The following is a 17,442-nucleotide window of genomic DNA, read 5'->3' as shown; positions in this document are numbered from 1 at the left end:
TGCAATCGTTGATAGCGGTTGAGGTTTCAACATGGCTTCACGAATGCAGCAACCGTTATACATTCTGGCAGAGGGGACGAACCGAACGCACGGCCGCTCCGCGCAGGACTCCAACATCCGCGCCGGAAAGGCCGTCGCCGAAGCCGTACGGACCACGCTCGGCCCGCGCGGCATGGACAAGATGCTCGTCGACTCCTCGGGCGAGGTCGTCATCACGAACGACGGCGCGACCATCCTCGAGAAGATGGACATCGAGCACCCCGCCGCGCAGATGATCGTCGAAGTCTCCCAGACCCAAGAGGAGGAAGTCGGCGACGGCACGACCACCGCGGCCGTCCTCACCGGCGAACTCCTCGCGCACGCCGAGGACCTCCTCGACGCCGACCTCCACCCGACCGTCATCGTCGAGGGCTACACCGAGGCCGCCCGCATCGCGCAGGACGCCATCGACGACATGGTCCTCGACGCGGCCCTCGACGACGACCTGCTCCGGAAGGTCGCCGAATCCTCCATGACCGGCAAAGGGACCGGCGACGTGACCGCCGACGTGCTCGCCAAACACGTCGTCAAGGCGGTCCAGATGGTCCACGAGGACGACAGCGGTGCCTTCAACCGCGACGACGTTCGCGTGCTCACCCGCACGGGCGCGTCCTCCTCGGCGACCGAACTCGTCGAGGGCGTCGTCCTCGACAAGGAGCCCGTCAACGAGAACATGCCCCGGTCCGTCTCCGACGCGACCGTCGCGGTCCTCGACATGAAACTCGACGTTCGCAAGAGCGAGGTCGACACCGAGTACAACATCACGTCCGTCGACCAGCTCACCGCGGCCATCGACGCCGAGGACAGCGAACTCCGCGGCTACGCGAAGGCCCTCGCCGACGCCGGCGTCGACGTGGTGTTCTGCACCAAGTCCATCGACGACCGCGTCGCGGGCTTCCTCGCCGACGCGGGCATCCTCGCGTTCAAGAGCGTGAAGAAGTCCGACGCCCGCGCCCTCGCCCGCGCGACCGGCGCGAAGCGCCTCGGCTCCCTCGCCGACCTCGACGAGTCCGACCTCGGCCGCGTCGACTCCGTGAGCATCCGCACCTTCGGCGACGACGACCTCGCGTTCGTCGAGGGCGGCGCGGCGGCCAAGGCCGTCACGCTGTTCCTCCGCGGCGGCACCGAACACGTCGTCAACGAGCTCGAACGCGCCATCGAAGACGCCGTCGACGTGGTCGTCGCCGCCATCGACAAGGGCGGCGTCGTCCCCGGCGCGGGCGCGACCGAAATCGCCATCGCCGACCGCATCCGCTCGGAGGCCGCCGGCATCGAGGGCCGCAAGCAACTGGCGGTCGAGGCCTACGCCGACGCCGTCGAGGCGCTCCCGCGCACCCTCGCCGAGAACACCGGCATGGACCCCATCGACGCGCTCGTCGACCTCCGCGCCCGCTACGAGAACGAGGGCATCGCCGGCATCATCTCCTCGGGCCGCTCCGGCGAAATCGGCGACCCCGTCGAACTCGGCGTCATCGACCCCGTCGCGGTCAAGCGCGAAGCCATCGAATCCGCGACCGAGGCCGCGACGATGATCGTCCGCATCGACGACGTCATCGCCGCCAAGTAACCGAACCGCCCGCAGAACGCCTCCCCCACTCAACCCACCTCCGGCGGCGCGTTCCGCCGCCGGGCCACTTCGTGTCGCTTTTCTCGGTCGTGTCGCCCGCAGGCGACCGGCCGCAGACGACCGCCCCGGAGCCGCGCCGCCGAACGACTACCTATCAGCCGGCCGCTACGTTCTTCCGTCGCGAGCGTCGAACTGCACTCAATGTCCGACGAAGTCGGGCTTCCGGAAGCCGTGTCGATGGCGATTGGTGGAATGGTCGGCGGGGGTATCTTCGCCGTGCTCGGCGTCGTCGCCGGCGCGGCCGGGACCCTCGCGTGGGCGGCGTTCGTCGTCGCCGGCGTGCTCGCGGTCTGTGCCGGCTACTCACTGCTTCGACTGAACAGTCTGTGCGAGTCGCCGCGGTCGCCCGTCGGCTACGTCGAGCGGTTCACCGACGACAACACCACGCTCGCGGGCGTCGTGGGCTGGACGTTCGTCTTCGGCTACGTCGGGACGATGGCGATGTACGCCTACGCCTTCGGCGGCTACTTCGTCGAACTCACCGGCGTCTCGACGGTCGCGTCGGTCTCGATACAGCCGTTCGTCTCCGCGCTCACCGTCGCCGCGTTCGTGAGCCTCAACGTCTTCGGGGCGCACGCCTCCGGTCGGGCCGAAGACGTTCTGGTCGGCCTCAAGGTCGCCATCCTGCTCGTGTTCGGCGTCGGCGGCGTCGCCTACGGCGCGACCCACGGCGGCCTCGGCTTCGGCCTGTCGAACCTCGGCATCGGCCCGCTCGTCGCCGCCGCCGTCTCCTTCGTCGCCTTCGAGGGCTGGGAGCTCCTGCTTTTCGACCAAGAGAACATCGCCGACCCCCGCGAGACCGTCAGGAAGGCGATTTACATCTCCATCGCGGGCGCGACGGGGCTGTACATCCTGGTGGCGCTCGTCACGACCAACCTCGCCGGCATCGACGCCATCCAACAGCACGCCGAGACCGCCCTCGCGGTCGCCGCCCGGCCGTTCCTCGGACAGGCCGGGTTCGTCCTCATCTCGGTCGCGGCGCTGTTCTCGACGGGGAGCGCCATCAACGCCACGCTGTTCAGCTCCGCGCGGCTCTCGAAGCGCCTCGTCGCCGACGACCTGCTCCCGAGTCGCCTCCGCGACGAGTCCGCCGACGAGCCGATTCGCCCGCTCGTGACGCTCGGCGTGCTCGCGGCCGGGTTCGCCTTCCTCGGGAGCCTCGACGCCATCAGCTCGTTCGCGTCGCTCGCGTTCATCAGCATCTTCGGCGGCCTCTCGTTTCTCGCCTTCCGGGAGCGCGAGGACCTCGCGACGGCCGTGATTCCCGCCGTCGGGACCGTCGGCGGAGTCGGCTCGGCGACCGCGCTCCTGTGGCACCTGTTCGACGCCGAGCGCGGGACGTTCTGGACGGTCCTCGCGCTCGCGGTGGTCGTCGTCGGCGTCGAGCTGCTCTACTTCGAGCGCGAGGCCATCGCGGACGAGGTCCGCTCGGCCGAGCGGCGCGTGGAAAACGAGCTGTAGGTTCTGTTCTCGGCGTTCTCTCACCCTCGGCCTCAGACTCGCGGGAGCCGCCAGTCGTAGCGGAGCGCGAGCACCCGCACCGAGAAGACGACCGCGGCGCACAGCCCCGAGGGGACGCCGGTCGGCGCGCCGACCGCGCGGGCGGCGAGGAAGGCGAGGCCGCCGACGACCGCGGGCGTCGCGTAGAAGTCGTCGCGGAGGACGACCGGCACGCGCCCGATGAGGATGTCGGCGATTGAGCCGCCGCCGACGGCCGTGATGGTCGCGAGGATGACGACGCCGAACGGGGTGACCCCGGCGTCGACGCCGACGAGCGCGCCGGTCGCCGCGAACGCCGACAGCCCGACCGCGTCGGTGGTCAGAAACGCCGGGTGGTCGCGCACGCGCCCCTCTATCGAGTGAATGAGGACGATTGCGAGGGCGACGCCGACGAGCGCGACGCTCATGTCCCACGTCCCCGCGAGCGAGGCCGGTAGCCGGTCGACCAGCACGTCGCGGGTCGTCCCGCCGCCGAGGGCGGTCACGACGCCGAGTACGGAGACGCCGAACACGTCGAGGCCGGCTTCGGCGGCCTTGAGCGCCCCCGCGACCGCGAACGCGAGGAGGCCGACGACGTTCATCACCGCGAAGGGGTCGATTTCGGGGACGGCGACGGCGGCGGGAACGGGTGCGAGAACGGAGGCGGGCGCGGGGACAGACGCGAGAGCGGCGACGCTCATCAGTCGACCCGGAGTTCGACGCGGTCGCCGGGCGCGAGGCCGAACGCCTCGTCGCCGCGGCCGTGGTTCACGTCGCACTCGACGTTGCCGTGACTGCCGACCGTGACCAGTTTCTCGCCGCGCGGGACGGCCTCGAAGGTGCGGCCGACCGGGACCGACTCGCCGTTTACGGTCGCGTGGTCTCCCGCCGCGTCGCGGACGACCGCGCCCGGAACGTTGGTGATGCAGTTGCCGAAGTCGTCGACGACGAGCACCTCGCCGGTCGCCTCGCGGCCGTCGGCCGAGACGGTCGCCTCGGGGAGGCGGCACTCGGCGAGCGACTCGACGGGAATCAGCTCGAAGCGGTCGACCGACGCCAGCGCCGATGCGCCGGCAACGTGGGCGTCGGCGGCCGCGGGCGCGAACACGTCCCGCCCGTGGAAGGTCGTAGACTCGGGGTTCGGAACGTCGATTTCGTAGGCTTCGACGGGGGTGTCGGCGGCGAGTTCGGCGGCCACGCGTCTCGCCGGCGGACGGAGGACGCCGTTGTCGGGGCCGACGAAGACGTGGTCGCCGACCCGAAGGACGACCGCCCGGCGGTCGGTGCCGACGCCGGGGTCGACCACGACGAGGTGGACCGCCGGCGGGAAGTACGGAAGCGTCTCGCGGAGCCAGAAGGCGGCCGCGCGAACGTCCTGTCGCGGGAGGTCGTGGGCCACGTCAACGAGCCGCGCGTCGGTCCGCGAGAGGACGACGCCCTTCATCGCGGCGGGGTACGCGAGCCCGAAGTCAGACGCGAGCGTTATCATCTCAACAGGGGTTGGGGTCCTCGTCGTCGGCGACGCGCTCCGAGCCGTCGGTGGCCGTGACGCGCTGGAGGCGCTCGATGCCGTCGATTTCGCGGACCACGTCGGCCACCTCGTCGGGGACGAGCGACTCCCAGTCGCGGTCTTCTACCATGCGCTGGCGGACCTCCGTGCCCTCCAGCACCTCGCGGTTGAACATGGGCGATTGGTGGACCTCGACGCCCGCCTCCTTGAACAGCTGGATGACGAGCGGGTTGTTGGAGTACGCCACCTCGAACGCGGGGGACATCGACTGGACGTGGCTGACCCACACCGAGTTGCGGTCGAGGTCCTCGATGGGGACCGCGTAGGTCGTGATGTCGAAGTCGGAGACGGCCTTGTTGACCATCATGATTCGCTCGCCCGCGGTGAAGGGGTTCCGCGGCGAGTGCGAGTCGCCCGCGGACCCGATGCCGAGGACGAGTTCGTCGACTTCGGTGGCAATCTCTTCGACCATTCGGTGGTGGCCGTTGTGGTACGGCTGGAAGCGACCGATGTAGAACCCCCGCATGGGTCGGGCGTTAGTCCGGATTACTTATAAATACGCCGAGTCACGAGAATTCCGGTATTCCGGTGGTAGGGCGGTCGAAACGCGAGGTTACGGCAAGGTACGCCGGATGCGACCGGGGAGAAAGTATATCAGTCGCAGGGCCTACGTTAGAAGTAGCGACGACAGTTCTATGAGTAACGATACGAACACCGACGACAGCCTCCACGAGCGGGAGGATTCACCCGACGACGCGCCCTCGGAAGAGGGCATCGACGACGGGGGGACGCTCCAGCACGACGAGGCCGAAGAGGTCGACAAGAAGACGATCGACGACCTCGGGAGCGATGTCGAAATCGACGCCGACGTGGCCGAGAACGTGGACGAAGACGACCTCCTCGGTGGTCTCAAGATAGAGACGACCGACGAGATTCCCGTCCCGGACCGCCTCGTCGACCAGGTCATCGGGCAGGAGCACGCCCGCGACGTCATCATGAAGGCGGCCAAACAGCGCCGCCACGTCATGATGATCGGCTCCCCGGGGACGGGGAAGTCGATGCTCGCCAAGGCGATGTCCGAGCTTCTCCCCCGCGAGGAGCTACAGGACGTGCTCGTCTACCACAACCCCGACGACGGCAATCGCCCCAAGGTCCGCACGGTCCCCGCGGGCAAAGGTGACCAGATCGTCGAGGCGCACAAAGAAGAGGCACGCAAGCGCAACCAGATGCGCTCGTTCCTCATGTGGATTATTATCGCGGTCGTGCTGGGCTACTCGCTCATCATCGCCCAGCAGGTCCTGCTCGGCATCCTCGCCGCGGGTATCATCTACCTCGCGTTCCGCTACGGCTCCCGCGGCAGTGACGCGATGATTCCGAACCTCATCGTGAACAACGCCGACCAGAAGTCCGCGCCGTTCCAGGACGCGACGGGCGCTCACGCGGGCGCGCTCCTCGGCGACGTCCGCCACGACCCGTTCCAGTCCGGCGGCATGGAGACGCCCAGCCACGACCGCGTCGAACCCGGCGCGATTCACAAGTCGAACAAGGGCGTCCTGTTCGTCGACGAGATAAACACCCTCGACGTGCGCAGTCAACAGCACCTGATGACGGCCATCCAGGAGGGCGAGTTCTCCATCACGGGCCAGTCCGAGCGCTCCTCGGGCGCGATGGTCCAGACCGAGCCCGTCCCGACGGACTTCATCATGATCGCCGCGGGTAACCTCGACGCGATGGAGAACATGCACCCCGCGCTCCGCTCCCGTATCAAGGGCTACGGGTACGAGGTGTACATGGACGACACCATCCAGGACACCCCCGAGATGCGCCGCAAGTACGCGCGCTTCGTGGCCCAGGAGGTCACCAACGACGGGCGGCTCCCGCACTTCACCGAAGAGGCGGTCGAGGAGCTCATCCTCGAAGCCCGCCGCCGCGCCGGTCGCAAGGGTCACCTCACCCTCGAATTCCGTAACCTCGGCGGCCTCGTCCGCGTCGCCGGCGACATCGCCCGCGGCGAGAACGCCGAGCTGACCACCCGCGACCACGTGTTGCAGGCCAAGCGCCGCGCGCGCTCCATCGAACAGCAGATCGCGGACCAGTACATCGAGCGCCGCAAGGACTACGAGCTGTCGGTCAACGACGGCTTCGTCACCGGCCGCGTCAACGGTCTCGCCGTCATGGGCGAGGACTCCGGTATCATGCTCCCCGTGATGGCCGAAGTCACGCCCTCGCAGGGTCCCGGTCAGGTCATCGCGACCGGCCAGCTCAAGGAGATGGCCGAAGAGTCCGTCCAGAACGTCTCGGCCATCATCAAGAAGTTCTCCAACCAGGACCTCTCTGAGATGGACGTGCACGTGCAGTTCGTCCAGACCGGCCAGCAGGGCGTCGACGGCGACTCCGCGTCCATCACGGTCGCCACCGCCGTCATCTCCGCGCTGGAGGACATCCCCATCGACCAGTCGGTCGCCATGACCGGCTCGCTGTCGGTGCGCGGCGACGTGCTCCCGGTCGGCGGCGTCACCCACAAGATCGAGGCCGCCGCGAAGGCCGGCTGTTCGACGGTCATCATCCCCGCCGCCAACGAGCAGGACGTGATGATCGAAGACGAGTACAAGGAGATGGTCGACATCATCCCCGTCTCGCACATCAGCGAAGTCCTCGACGTCGCCCTCGAAGGCGAACCCGAGAAGGACTCGCTCGTGGACCGCCTCAAGAGCATCACCGGCTCCGCCCTCAACAAGGGTCAGGGCGTCAAAGGGCCCTCCAGCCCCAGCCCGCAGTAACGCCGGATGACCGACTGGGCGGCGTTCGCGGGCTTCACCGGCCTCGTCCTCGCCGTCTTACTCTCTTTCGCGCACTTTTCTCGCGGCGTCCCACACGCTGAGGGGACCGGCTCAGACGCGTCCGCGGCTCCCCACGACTCTGAGTCCGACCCCGCCCAAAACGCCCGAGTCGCTACCCCGGACGACCCCGTTTCGCCCCCCGTCGAACGAGACGGACCGCACGAACCAGCCGACTCCGACACCGTCTCGCTGGCCTCCTTCTCGGTCGATTCGACCGACACGTCGCCGCGACCCGAGCCGCCGACGCTCGTCGGGAACGACGGTGCGGACGACGCCGACTCCGATGTGACGGCCGGTTCCGAGTCCGAACCCGAGTCCGACCGGGCGACTCCGCCCGGCGTGACCGCGGCCCCCGTCTCGGCCGTCTCGGAGCGCCCCGCGTCCGCCGACGACCTCCCGCCGCATCTCCTGCTCGCCAACGTCGCGCTCTCGCAGGCGTTCCTCGGCGGCTTTCTCGGCCTCGGCGCGTGGTACGCCGGCGTACCGGCGGCGGCGCTCGGCCTCTCCGTCACCGACCTCCCGGCGAAGCTCGCTCTCGGCGTCGGACTCGGACTCGCGCTCTACGGGGCCAACCGAGTCGGCTCGACGGTCAGCGAGCGGTTCGGCATCGCGCCCGACGAGGCGGTCCGCGAGTCGCTGACGCCGCGGACGACCGCGGGCTGGGTGTTCCTGTTCGCGGTCGCGCTTCCCCTCATCGCCGGCTTCGAAGAGCTGTTGTTCCGGGGCGCGCTCGTGGGAGCGGTCGCCGCCGGCTTCGACGTGTCGCCGTGGCTCATGGCGGCCGTGTCGTCGGCCGCCTTCGGCGCGGGCCACGGCGCGCAGGGTCGACTCGGCATCGTCGTCACCGGCCTCCTCGGGTTCGTCCTCGCGGCGGCGTTCGTCCTCACCGGGAGCCTGCTGGTCGTGGTCGTCGCCCACTACCTCGTGAACGCGCTGGAGTTCGCGGGCCACGAGCTGTTCGGCTGGTAGCGGCGGCTCGCCGCGTCGGTGTCGGCGTCGGCGTCGGCGACGACCGCCGAATCGCTCGCCGCCGCGACCGCGGCGCGGGGATGCGTTCAAGTGTCCGCATCACGCGTAGCCGGTATGGACATCGACACGCGGCAGTTGACGCAGGCGGGGCTCATCGGCTATCTGGCGCTCGTCGTCGCGGCGTTCGCCACGGGGAACCCGACGCTTCGACTCGCCGCCGACGCCGCCTTCGGGCTGACGGCGGTTCTCCTCGGCGTCGTCACGCTCCGGATTCCGGTCGACAGCCGACTCAAGTACGTCGCCGGCGGCGGCTTCGTCCTCGCGGGGCTCTCGCAGTTCGCCGAGCTCGCGACCGGCGTCCAGTCGGTCGGACTCGCCAGCACGTTGTTCCTCCTCGGCGGCCTGCTCGGCTACCTCGCGCTCCGCCGCGAGACCGACGCGATGCCGTTCTGAGGGGAGGGCCGCAGAATTAGATTTAGATTCCTTCGGACTTCCGGAGCGCCTCGACCACGTCGTCGGGGGCGGCGCTCGGGCCGTCTTTCACCCGGTGGTCGGGGACGACGACCGGGACCGGGTTCGCCGCGAGCGCCTCGCGGACGACGCGCTCCGAGTCGTCGTCCTCGGGGTCGAGGCCGGCCATGCGGACGAGGAGCGCCACGTCGACCGTGTCGCCCCGCGGGACGTTCCGAAGCGACTCCAGCACGCTCCGCTGGTCGGTCGGGACGGTCAGGCCGATGGGGACCGACGAGAGGTCCGTCTCGCCCCGGTCGATGGCGGCCAACACGGCGTCGAGGTGTTCGTGGTCGGACTCGGCGTCCGCCGGGAGCGAGTCCGGAAACGAGACGTCGATGACCTTCCCGCTGACCACGCCGACCTGCACGGGGCGGCCGAGCGTCGACGATTCGCGCGCGTAGATTCCCGAGACGGGCATACGTTCGGCTCCCGTCGCCGGACGCTTGACCCTTCCGGCGACGGCGTGGGGGTCGGCCGACCGCGTTCGGTTCGAGTTCGCTGGTCGCGCGCGCTCGCCCGCGAACGCGAACACGCGAGAGACGGTGAGTGTCCCCGCCGACGCAAGTCTTATGTACAGATACGTGCGTTAGTGTACATCAATGAACGCTAGTGGAGACGAATTAGCTCCCGACGTGCGCGCCATCCTGGAGGCCGCGCGGGAGCGACCCGGCGGGGAGACGCGCGTGTCGGTCGACGCGCGGTCGTTCCCCGAGGCCGTGGCCGAGACGGAGGCCGCGGGCCGGGTTCCCGTCATCGCCGAGGTGAAGCCCACGAGTCCGACGACCGAGGGCGTCCGCGAGGACGACCCGGTCGAACTGGCCCGCGAGATGGTCGCCGGCGGCGCGACGGCGCTGTCGGTCCTCACCGAACCCGAGCACTTCGGCGGCTCCGCCGAGTCGCTTCGGCGCATCCGCGAGGCCGTCGACGTGCCCGTGCTCCGCAAGGACTTCGTCATGCACGAGGCCCAACTGGACGTGGTCGAGTCCGACCTCGTGCTCCTCATCGCGCGGTTCGTCGGCGAGGACCTCCCGGCCCTCGTCGAGGCGGCCCGCGACCGCGGCTTCCAGCCGCTCGTGGAGGTCCACACGCGCGAGGAACTCACGGCGGCGCTCGCGGCCGGCGCCGACATCGTCGGCATCAACAACCGCGACCTCGGGAAACTCGAAGTCGACCTCGGCACGTTCGAGGAACTCGCGCCCGAAGCGCCCGAGGACGTGCTTCTCGTGGCCGAAAGCGGCGTGAAGACGGTCGACGACGCGACGCGGATGCGCGAGGCCGGTGCCGACGCCCTCCTCGTCGGGACCGCCATCATGGACGGCGACGTACGACGGAACACGGAGACACTCACACAATGAGCGCAGACGGCAAATTCGGCGACTACGGCGGACAGTACGTTCCCGAGGCCCTCATGCCGGCCATCGAGGAACTGACCGACGCGTACGAGCGGTACGTCCTCGACAACGAAGACGGCTTCATGGACGACTTCCGCGCGCGACTGCGGGACTTCGGCGGGCGGCCGACGCCCCTCCAGCGCGCGGACCGGCTCTCCGAGCGCTACGACCGCGAGGTCTACCTCAAGCGCGAGGACCTGCTTCACGGCGGCGCGCACAAGCTCAACAACGCCCTCGGACAGGTCTTACTGGCGAAGTACATGGGCAAAGAGCGCATCATCGCCGAGACCGGCGCGGGCCAACACGGCACCGCCACGGCGATGGCCTGCGCGCACCTCGATATGCCCTGCGAGATTTACATGGGCGAACGCGACATCAACCGCCAGCGCCCCAACGTCTTCCGGATGAAGCTCAACGGCTCGGAGGTGAACCCCGTCACCGTCGGCCGCGGCACGCTCAAGGAGGCCATCTCCGAGACGATGCGCGACTGGGCGACCAACGTCGAAGACACCCACTACGTCATCGGCTCCGTCGTCGGCCCGCACCCGTTCCCGAGCATGGTCCGGGACTTCCAGTCGGTCATCTCCGAGGAGGCCCGCACGCAGGCCACCGAAAAGCTCGGTCGGCTCCCCGACGCCGTCGTCGCCTGCGCCGGCGGCGGTTCGAACACGATGGGCGCGTTCGCCGAGTTCGTCGACGACGAGGAGACCGCGCTCTACGCCGTCGAGGCCGGCGGCTCGACGCTCGAAGTCGACGAGGAAGCCGGCGTCGCACCCAACTCGGCGTCGCTCACGACCGGCACGGAGGGCATCCTCCACGGCGCTCGCACCCGACTCCTACAGGACCGCGACGGCCAGATTATGGAGTCGCACTCGGTGTCGTCGGGCCTCGACTACGCCGGCGTCGGCCCCGAACTCGCGTACCTCGTCGACACCGGCCGCGTCACTGCCGTCAACGTCGACGACGACGAGGCGCTGACCGCGTTCCACCGGCTCTCGCAGATGGAGGGCATCATCCCCGCGCTGGAGTCGGCCCACGCGTTCGGCTACCTCGAATCGGTCGTCGGTCCCGACGCGCCCGACTCCGCGGACGCGGACGGCCTCGGCGAGTACGTCGTGGTCAACGTCTCCGGCCGCGGCGACAAGGACCTCGAATCGGCCATCGAGGAGACCTACGAGCGCGACATCGACATCGCGCCGAACATGGACGAGTTCACGGGGGGGCTGTGATGTCGCTCGAAGACGCCTTCGCCGACGGCCCGGCGTTCGTCCCCTACCTCGCCGCCGGCGACCCGGACTACGAGTCCTCGCTGAAATACGTCGAGGCGCTCGAACGCGGCGGCGCGGACGTCATCGAACTCGGGCTTCCGTTCTCGGAGCCCATCGCCGAGGGACCGACCATCCAGAACGCGGTGGTTCGGTCGCTCGAAGGCGGCATGACGCCGACGCGCTTCTTCGAGTTCGTCGAGGACCTCGACGTGTCGGTGCCGCTGGTCTGCATGACCTACTACAACCTCATCTACCGCTACGGCGACGAGAGCGAGGCGCAACGCGCCTCGAATACGAGCGGTGAAACCGCGAGTAACGGCCCGCGGCCGTTCGTCGAGAAGGCCGCCGAGGTCGGCATCGAGGGCCTCGTCGTCCCCGACCTGCCGGCCGAGGAGGCCGACCCGCTCCGCGAGGCCTGCGACGAGTTCGGGCTCGACCTCGTCTTTATCGTCGCGCCGACGACCCGCGGCGACCGCCTCGACCGCATCATGGAACAGGTCTCGGGCTACGTCTACGTGCAGGCGCGCCTCGGCACGACGGGCGCGCAGTCGAGCGTCTCCGACCAGACCGGCTCGTCGCTCGAACGACTCGCCGACTACGACGTGCCCAAGGCGGTCGGCTTCGGCATCAGTAGCGGCGACCACGCCGAGCGCATCGTCGCCAGCGGTGCCGACGGCATCATCGTCGGGAGCGCGCTCGTGGACATCGTCGCCGAGGGCCACGAGAACGGCGACGACGCCGAAACGGTCGCCGACCGCCTCGAAACGCTCGCCCGCGAACTCAAAGACGGTGCGGTAGCGGGCGCGTCGCAACGCCCACCGCATCCGGAACGCACATAACCACTCTGCCACCCTTTCTCATACATGAACACCGACATCGGACTCTCCGCACGACTCGAACGCATCTCCACAGACGGGCGATACCTCATCGTCCCGATGGACCACGGCATCACCCTCGGCCCGGTCACGGGCCTCGTCGACATCGAGTCCACCATCGACGGCATCACGCGCGGCGGCGCCGACGCCGTCCTCACGCACAAGGGCACCGCGCCGCGCGTCCACCCGAACAAGAACGGCAAAGGCTACATCGTCCACGTAAACGGCTCGACGGTCATCGGCCCGGACGAAAACGACAAGCGACTCACCGGCACCGTCGAAGACGCCCTCCGCGTCGGTGCCGACGCCGTCTCCTTCCACATCAACGTCGGCTCGGACTACGAACCCGACCAGATGACGCAACTCGCGGACCTCTGTTCCCGCGCCGCCGACTTCGGCGTGCCCGTCCTCGCGATGTCCTACGCCCGCGGCCCCGGCATCGACGAACAGGACCCCGAGGCGCTCGCCCACGCCGTCCGCCTCGCCGAGGAGGTCGGTGCCGACGTGGTGAAGACGGCCTACAGCGGCGACGCGGAGTCCTTCGGCCGCGTCGTCGAGGCCACGCGCCTGCCGGTCGTCATCGCCGGCGGCAGTCGCGGCACCGACCGCGAGACGGTCGAGATGGTCCGCGGCACGATGGACGCCGGCGCGGCCGGCGTCTCCATGGGCCGCTCCATCTTCCAGCACGAGAACCCCGAGGCCATCACCCGCGCCGTGAGCGCCGTTATCCACGACGACGCCGACGCCGATACGGCCCTCGAACGCGCCGGGCTCGGCATCGAGGCGTAACGCGACTCACGCGACTCCGTTTTTCCGACGCCTTCCTGCTTCCTTCGACAGTCTCAGCCTACAGATAGATATCCGCCGAGCGCGAACCCCGAGTATGCGCGTCACGATGTGGGAGTTCGCGGTCGACGTGGACGAACGGCTCGTCGGGTGTTCTGCCGACTCGCTCCGAAACCAACTCGCCGAGTACGAAGACGGCGAGCGCCGCGAGTTCGATATCGAGGTTCGGTTTCCCGACTCCTTTACCGGCGACGTGATGCGCGTCATGGCGTCGATTCCGTACGGCGAGACGCGTACCTACGGCGAGGTCGCGGCCGAACTCGACAGCCACGCGGTCGCCGTCGGACAGGCCTGCGGACGGAATCCGGTCCCGCTCGTCGTCCCGTGCCACCGCGTCGTCGGCGCGGACTCCCTCGGCGGCTTCTCCGCGGCCGGCGGCGTCGACCTGAAGCGCGCGCTCCTCGACCACGAGCGCGGCGCGGTCCAGACGGGGCTGGACGCGTTTTGACTGATTTCGTATCGCCATAATTGGTTTATTGACTGTCGAACCGACCGAGAACTGTCGTGGTCGGTGTGTGAGTCGCTCCGAGTACCCCGCGAAACCAGCTTTTCCCAGCGTTCTGACGCGCCGTTCGCGGAACCGCGTTCGTGACTCGACGTTAGTTGCCTGTCCGGGCTACCGTATTCGCCGACAGAGTGAGAGACAGAAAACGACGTTCGATTCCGACCGCGATGTGTCTTCCAGCCTCGAACCCGGAGTTCCGAAACGGTGTTCCACGCGGTCGATTCCAGCGACGGGTGTCGATGCTGGACGAATCGCCTCCGTCGTCACCCTCGAACGTCGGGGTTGGGATTCGGATGTGGTCGCTGTGTTCTATGTTCGTGGAACTGACGAACTCGATGACTGACACACCGGTGATGATGCACTCACGATTCACGCGTGAGGCCCGCTGTCCTTCGAGGTCGCAGGCACCCAACCCGAGTCGAACGACCAAACCGCCGACTCGATGGGAGTTGAGTGGTAACTGAGCGAGGCGAGTCGCCTCTCTCGTTCGACTCGCGTTGGCGGTTGGAATCGCCGTCCGACCGTCGATTTACCCCCAATTTCTCCCTGATAAATCTCATGGCGCGATATAGAATTCAGTCAGGGCGGCCAAGCGACCCGTCGCCGTCCGTGCGCTATCCGTTCGCCGTCCGTTGATTCATTCGCCACGTTCAAGCCCGCCCACCGAGTGAAGTCGATAATGACACGAAGCGTCTGGCTCAAAGCCGACGACGCGGTCGGCGACTGGGAGACGCGGAAGCGACGCATCACGGCCGGACTGGAAGCCGGCGTCGACTGGGTCCTCGTCGACGAGGCCGACGTCGAGAAGGTGCGCGAACTCGGCGACGTCAACATCGCCGCGTTCCGGACCGACGCGGACGTCCACGTGATGGAAGCAGAGGAAGACGACGGAGAGCCCGCGGCGCTCGCCGACGCCTACATCGTCGGCAAGGACGGCGAGGGCGACGCGACCGTCGAACTCCCCTCGGACTTCTCCGGCTCTGCCGACCTGACGACGCTCCGCCGCGGCGACGACCTCGCAAACGGCTCGTACGTCCGAATCCTGAGCAAGGACTACGAGGCGTTCGCCGAGGAGGCCGCCCGCGACGGCGACTACACCATCGTCATCGGCGAGGACTGGACCATCATCCCGCTCGAGAACCTCATCGCCCGCATCGGCGAGGAGACCGACCTCATCGCGGGCGTCACGACCGCCGAGGAAGCCAAGACCGCCTTCGAGACGCTCGAACTCGGCTCCGACGGCGTCCTCCTCGACAGCGACGACCCCGACGAGATTCGAAAGACCGTCGAGGTCCGCGACGAGGCCGAACGCGAGTCGCTCGACCTCGTCTGGGCCGAGGTCACGGAGGTCGAACGCACGGGCATGGCCGACCGGGTCTGCGTCGACACGGGAACCATCATGGACCACGACGAGGGGATGCTCGTCGGCTCGATGGCCCGCGGCCTGTTCTTCGTCCACGCTGAGACGGCGAAGTCCCCGTACGTCGCGTCCCGGCCGTTTAGAGTCAACGCCGGCGCGGTCCACGCCTACGCGCGGACCCCCGACGGCGGCACGGTCTATCTCTCCGAACTCGAAAGCGGCGACGAGGTACAGCTCATCGACACGAACGGCAACACCCGCGAGGCCATCGTCGGGCGCGTGAAAATCGAAAAGCGGCCGATGTTCCGCATCTCCGCGGACTACGAGGGCGACCGCGTCACGACGCTCCTCCAGAACGCCGAGACAATCAAGGTCCACACCCGCGAGGGCCGGACCGCGGTCACCGACCTCGAACCCGGCGACGAGATGCTCATCTACTACGAGGACACGGCTCGCCACTTCGGCGAGGCCGTCGAAGAGAGCATCATCGAGAAGTAACGGACGGAGGGACGTTTTTTCGAAGCCGAGCGCCGCCCGTCGAGCGTCAGCCTTCGACCGTGTACCATTCGAGTTCCGTCGCACACCACGGACAGAAGTCGAGGTTTCGGTCGAGTTCGCCGCCGCAGACCGGGCAGGTCGGCTCGCCGTTCGCGTTGCGACCGCGCGGGCGACGTCCGACGCGGTAGGCGTCGAGCGCGCTCAGAAACAGCAGTCCGAAGACGGGGAAAAGCACCTCTCTCGGAACTGAGTCCACCGTCACGGTCGCCGGGTCGGCGAACGTCGAGAGCAACACCAGCGCCGCGCCGAAGACGAAGGTGAACCACGCAATCGCGCGTCGCCACTCGCGGAGGTAGACGTGGCCGGCCCCGGCGATTCCGAGCGAGGCACCAACCACGCCGACGAGGGCGGCGACGACGGCGCGACGACGAGCATCGGGCATTGTTCGTTGGCGTCGTCGTCCGCGCTCTTAAACGTCTGGATTGTCGGACAGTCGGGTAACTAGTACCGACGCACGCCGTCATGTGTCTGAAACCCCCGAATCCGAGTGTTTCGAACTCAGTCGGTCGTCCGTCCGTCCTCTGAGACAGGCGGTCGCTCCGACGACTCGGCCGCCTCTGGCCCGTCGAACGGCTCGTGTTCGACGACGAACTCGCGGTCCGCCCCGTCGGCCGACGCCTCGACCGACGACGCGCGGTACAGCCGGATGCGACGCTCCTGTTTCGTCACGACCGGGAAGCCGTAGTGTTCGGCGTCGTGACCGGGTCGTTCGTCGCGGTCGGCGACGAACTCCCGATGGGCGTCGAGTCGGCGTTCGACCTCCGCGCGCGAGCGTTTCGGGAGGTCGTCGAGTCGGCGTTCGAACCCCGAGACGAGGTCGGCGTCGAGGTCGTAGCCGACGGAGTCCCGGCCCGCGAGCATGGCCGCGAGCGTCGTGGTCCCGGTGCCGACGAAGGGGTCGAAGACGGTGTCGCCGTAGACGGAGTACATCCGAATCAGGCGGAGCGGCAGTTCGACGGGGAACGCCGCCGAGCGCTCTCTGGTCCCCGAGTCGAGGCGCTGGTCGGTCCCGCCGAACTCCCAGAGGTCGGAGAACCAGCGGTTGCGCTCCTCCCAGAAGAAGGCGCTCTCGTAGCGCCGCTCGTCGCCCGGCGGGAACGACCGCGGGTCGCCCTTCCGGACCACAAGCACGTACTCGTGTTCGAGCGTGACGTAGGCGTTCGGCGGGAGCGTCCCCGACCCCATGAACTTCGTCAGGCTGTTTGTCGGCTTGCGCCAGATGGCGTCTGGGAGCGGCGTCAGCCCGCGTTCGGCGAGCGCGGTGAGCACGCGGGCGTGGTTTGCGTACTGGCGAAACGACCCGTCGAGGCTCCGCGTCGCGTCGCCGACGTTCACGCAGGCCATCCCGCCGGGCGCGAGCACGCGGGCCACCTCGTCCCAGACGGCGTCGAGCTGTTCGTGCATCGCCTCGAAGGCGGCGTCGCCGTCGCCCGCGTCGAGCGCCGCCGCGACGGCGTCGTCACGCGCCGAAAAGAGGTCGTCCCACATCTCTATCATGGGGTAGGGCGGCGACGTGACGACGAGGTCCACGCTCTCGTCGGCGAGTCCGGTGTCGGCGGCGTCGCCCACCGCGAGGGCGTGCGTCGTGCGCATCGTACGGACGTGTTCGCCCCGAAACAAAACCCTTCGCCTCGGCGCGGGGGCGGTCGCCCCGCGGCGGTC

The 17,442-nt window shown here is 68.6% G+C and carries 17 protein-coding genes; 11 read left to right on the top strand and 6 right to left on the bottom strand.

The genetic code is table 11. The features are described from left to right. Positions 1 to 43: 43 nt before the first annotated feature. Positions 44 to 1,606 (top strand): thermosome subunit alpha, encoded by a 1,563-nt coding sequence (thsA, locus tag C438_RS18465; protein WP_004971244.1) that lies wholly within the window; start codon positions 44 to 46, stop codon positions 1,604 to 1,606. A 201-nt stretch (positions 1,607 to 1,807) separates the two neighbouring features. Next, positions 1,808 to 3,127 carry an APC family permease gene (locus tag C438_RS18460; protein ID WP_004971242.1) on the top strand — a complete coding sequence of 440 codons (1,320 nt, stop codon included), beginning with the start codon at positions 1,808 to 1,810 and terminating at the stop codon, positions 3,125 to 3,127. A gap of 32 nt (positions 3,128 to 3,159) precedes the next feature. Here C438_RS18460 and C438_RS18455 read toward each other — a convergent pair whose 3' ends face one another. From C438_RS18455 to C438_RS18445, 3 genes are read right to left on the bottom strand one after another with little or no spacing between them, the layout of a single operon-like run. Next, entirely contained in the window at positions 3,160 to 3,846 is a 687-nt protein-coding gene (locus tag C438_RS18455) for a trimeric intracellular cation channel family protein (RefSeq protein WP_004971240.1), read from the bottom strand. Continuing rightward, positions 3,846 to 4,634 carry an SAM hydrolase/SAM-dependent halogenase family protein gene (locus C438_RS18450; protein WP_004971239.1) on the bottom strand — a complete coding sequence of 263 codons (789 nt, stop codon included), beginning with the start codon at positions 4,632 to 4,634 and terminating at the stop codon, positions 3,846 to 3,848. The genes C438_RS18455 and C438_RS18450 overlap by 1 nt, the downstream gene beginning before the upstream one ends. Position 4,635: 1 nt before the next feature. Continuing rightward, positions 4,636 to 5,181 (bottom strand): nicotinamide-nucleotide adenylyltransferase, encoded by a 546-nt coding sequence (locus C438_RS18445; RefSeq protein ID WP_004971238.1) that lies wholly within the window; start codon positions 5,179 to 5,181, stop codon positions 4,636 to 4,638. Positions 5,182 to 5,350: 169 nt separating this feature from the next. Here C438_RS18445 and lonB point away from each other — a divergent pair, with 169 nt between their 5' ends. The 3 genes from lonB (at position 5,351) to C438_RS18430 (ending at position 8,917) form a co-directional block, all read left to right on the top strand. Further along, entirely contained in the window at positions 5,351 to 7,435 is a 2,085-nt protein-coding gene (gene lonB / locus C438_RS18440; RefSeq protein ID WP_004971237.1) for an ATP-dependent protease LonB, read from the top strand. Between the two features lie 6 nt (positions 7,436 to 7,441). Next, positions 7,442 to 8,464 (top strand): CPBP family glutamic-type intramembrane protease, encoded by a 1,023-nt coding sequence (locus C438_RS18435; protein WP_004971236.1) that lies wholly within the window; start codon positions 7,442 to 7,444, stop codon positions 8,462 to 8,464. A gap of 114 nt (positions 8,465 to 8,578) precedes the next feature. After that, positions 8,579 to 8,917 (top strand): hypothetical protein, encoded by a 339-nt coding sequence (locus tag C438_RS18430; protein WP_004971235.1) that lies wholly within the window; start codon positions 8,579 to 8,581, stop codon positions 8,915 to 8,917. A 22-nt stretch (positions 8,918 to 8,939) separates the two neighbouring features. On the opposite strand, the gene C438_RS18425 is transcribed toward C438_RS18430, so the two are convergent. Further along, the gene (locus C438_RS18425; protein ID WP_049918255.1) at positions 8,940 to 9,395 is read right to left on the bottom strand and encodes an MGMT family protein; all 456 of its coding nucleotides are present in this window, start codon (positions 9,393 to 9,395) and stop codon (positions 8,940 to 8,942) included. Positions 9,396 to 9,576: 181 nt separating this feature from the next. Between C438_RS18425 and trpC the strand changes: the two genes are divergently transcribed. From trpC to C438_RS18395, 6 genes are all read left to right on the top strand, one after another. Then, the gene (gene trpC / locus C438_RS18420; RefSeq protein ID WP_049918238.1) at positions 9,577 to 10,332 is read left to right on the top strand and encodes an indole-3-glycerol phosphate synthase; all 756 of its coding nucleotides are present in this window, start codon (positions 9,577 to 9,579) and stop codon (positions 10,330 to 10,332) included. After that, a complete protein-coding gene (trpB, locus tag C438_RS18415; RefSeq protein WP_004971230.1) occupies positions 10,329 to 11,597 on the top strand; it encodes a tryptophan synthase subunit beta in 1,269 nt (422 codons plus the stop codon). Before trpC ends, trpB begins: the two co-directional genes overlap by 4 nt. Then, entirely contained in the window at positions 11,597 to 12,475 is an 879-nt protein-coding gene (trpA, locus tag C438_RS18410; RefSeq protein WP_004971229.1) for a tryptophan synthase subunit alpha, read from the top strand. The genes trpB and trpA overlap by 1 nt, the downstream gene beginning before the upstream one ends. A 24-nt stretch (positions 12,476 to 12,499) precedes the next feature. Then, positions 12,500 to 13,300: a 2-amino-3,7-dideoxy-D-threo-hept-6-ulosonate synthase gene (locus C438_RS18405; RefSeq protein ID WP_004971227.1), complete on the top strand. Its 801-nt coding sequence runs from the start codon at positions 12,500 to 12,502 to the stop codon at positions 13,298 to 13,300. A gap of 94 nt (positions 13,301 to 13,394) precedes the next feature. After that, on the top strand, positions 13,395 to 13,805 hold the full coding sequence (locus C438_RS18400; protein WP_004971225.1) for a methylated-DNA--[protein]-cysteine S-methyltransferase: 411 nt from the start codon (positions 13,395 to 13,397) through the stop codon (positions 13,803 to 13,805). Positions 13,806 to 14,541: 736 nt separating this feature from the next. Then, on the top strand, positions 14,542 to 15,720 hold the full coding sequence (locus C438_RS18395; protein ID WP_004971224.1) for a 3-dehydroquinate synthase II: 1,179 nt from the start codon (positions 14,542 to 14,544) through the stop codon (positions 15,718 to 15,720). A gap of 46 nt (positions 15,721 to 15,766) precedes the next feature. Here C438_RS18395 and C438_RS18390 read toward each other — a convergent pair whose 3' ends face one another. Beyond that, positions 15,767 to 16,162 (bottom strand): DUF7575 domain-containing protein, encoded by a 396-nt coding sequence (locus C438_RS18390; protein ID WP_004971223.1) that lies wholly within the window; start codon positions 16,160 to 16,162, stop codon positions 15,767 to 15,769. Between the two features lie 116 nt (positions 16,163 to 16,278). Further along, positions 16,279 to 17,373, bottom strand: coding sequence for a DNA-methyltransferase (locus C438_RS18385; protein WP_004971222.1), 1,095 nt, complete (start codon positions 17,371 to 17,373; stop codon positions 16,279 to 16,281). Positions 17,374 to 17,442 lie beyond the last annotated feature (69 nt).

Origin of the sequence: Haloferax denitrificans ATCC 35960 (assembly GCF_000337795.1) — an archaeon.
GTDB lineage: Archaea > Halobacteriota > Halobacteria > Halobacteriales > Haloferacaceae > Haloferax > Haloferax denitrificans.
Note: the sequence above shows the minus strand (reverse complement) of the source record. Positions and strands in the feature narration are given on the sequence as shown.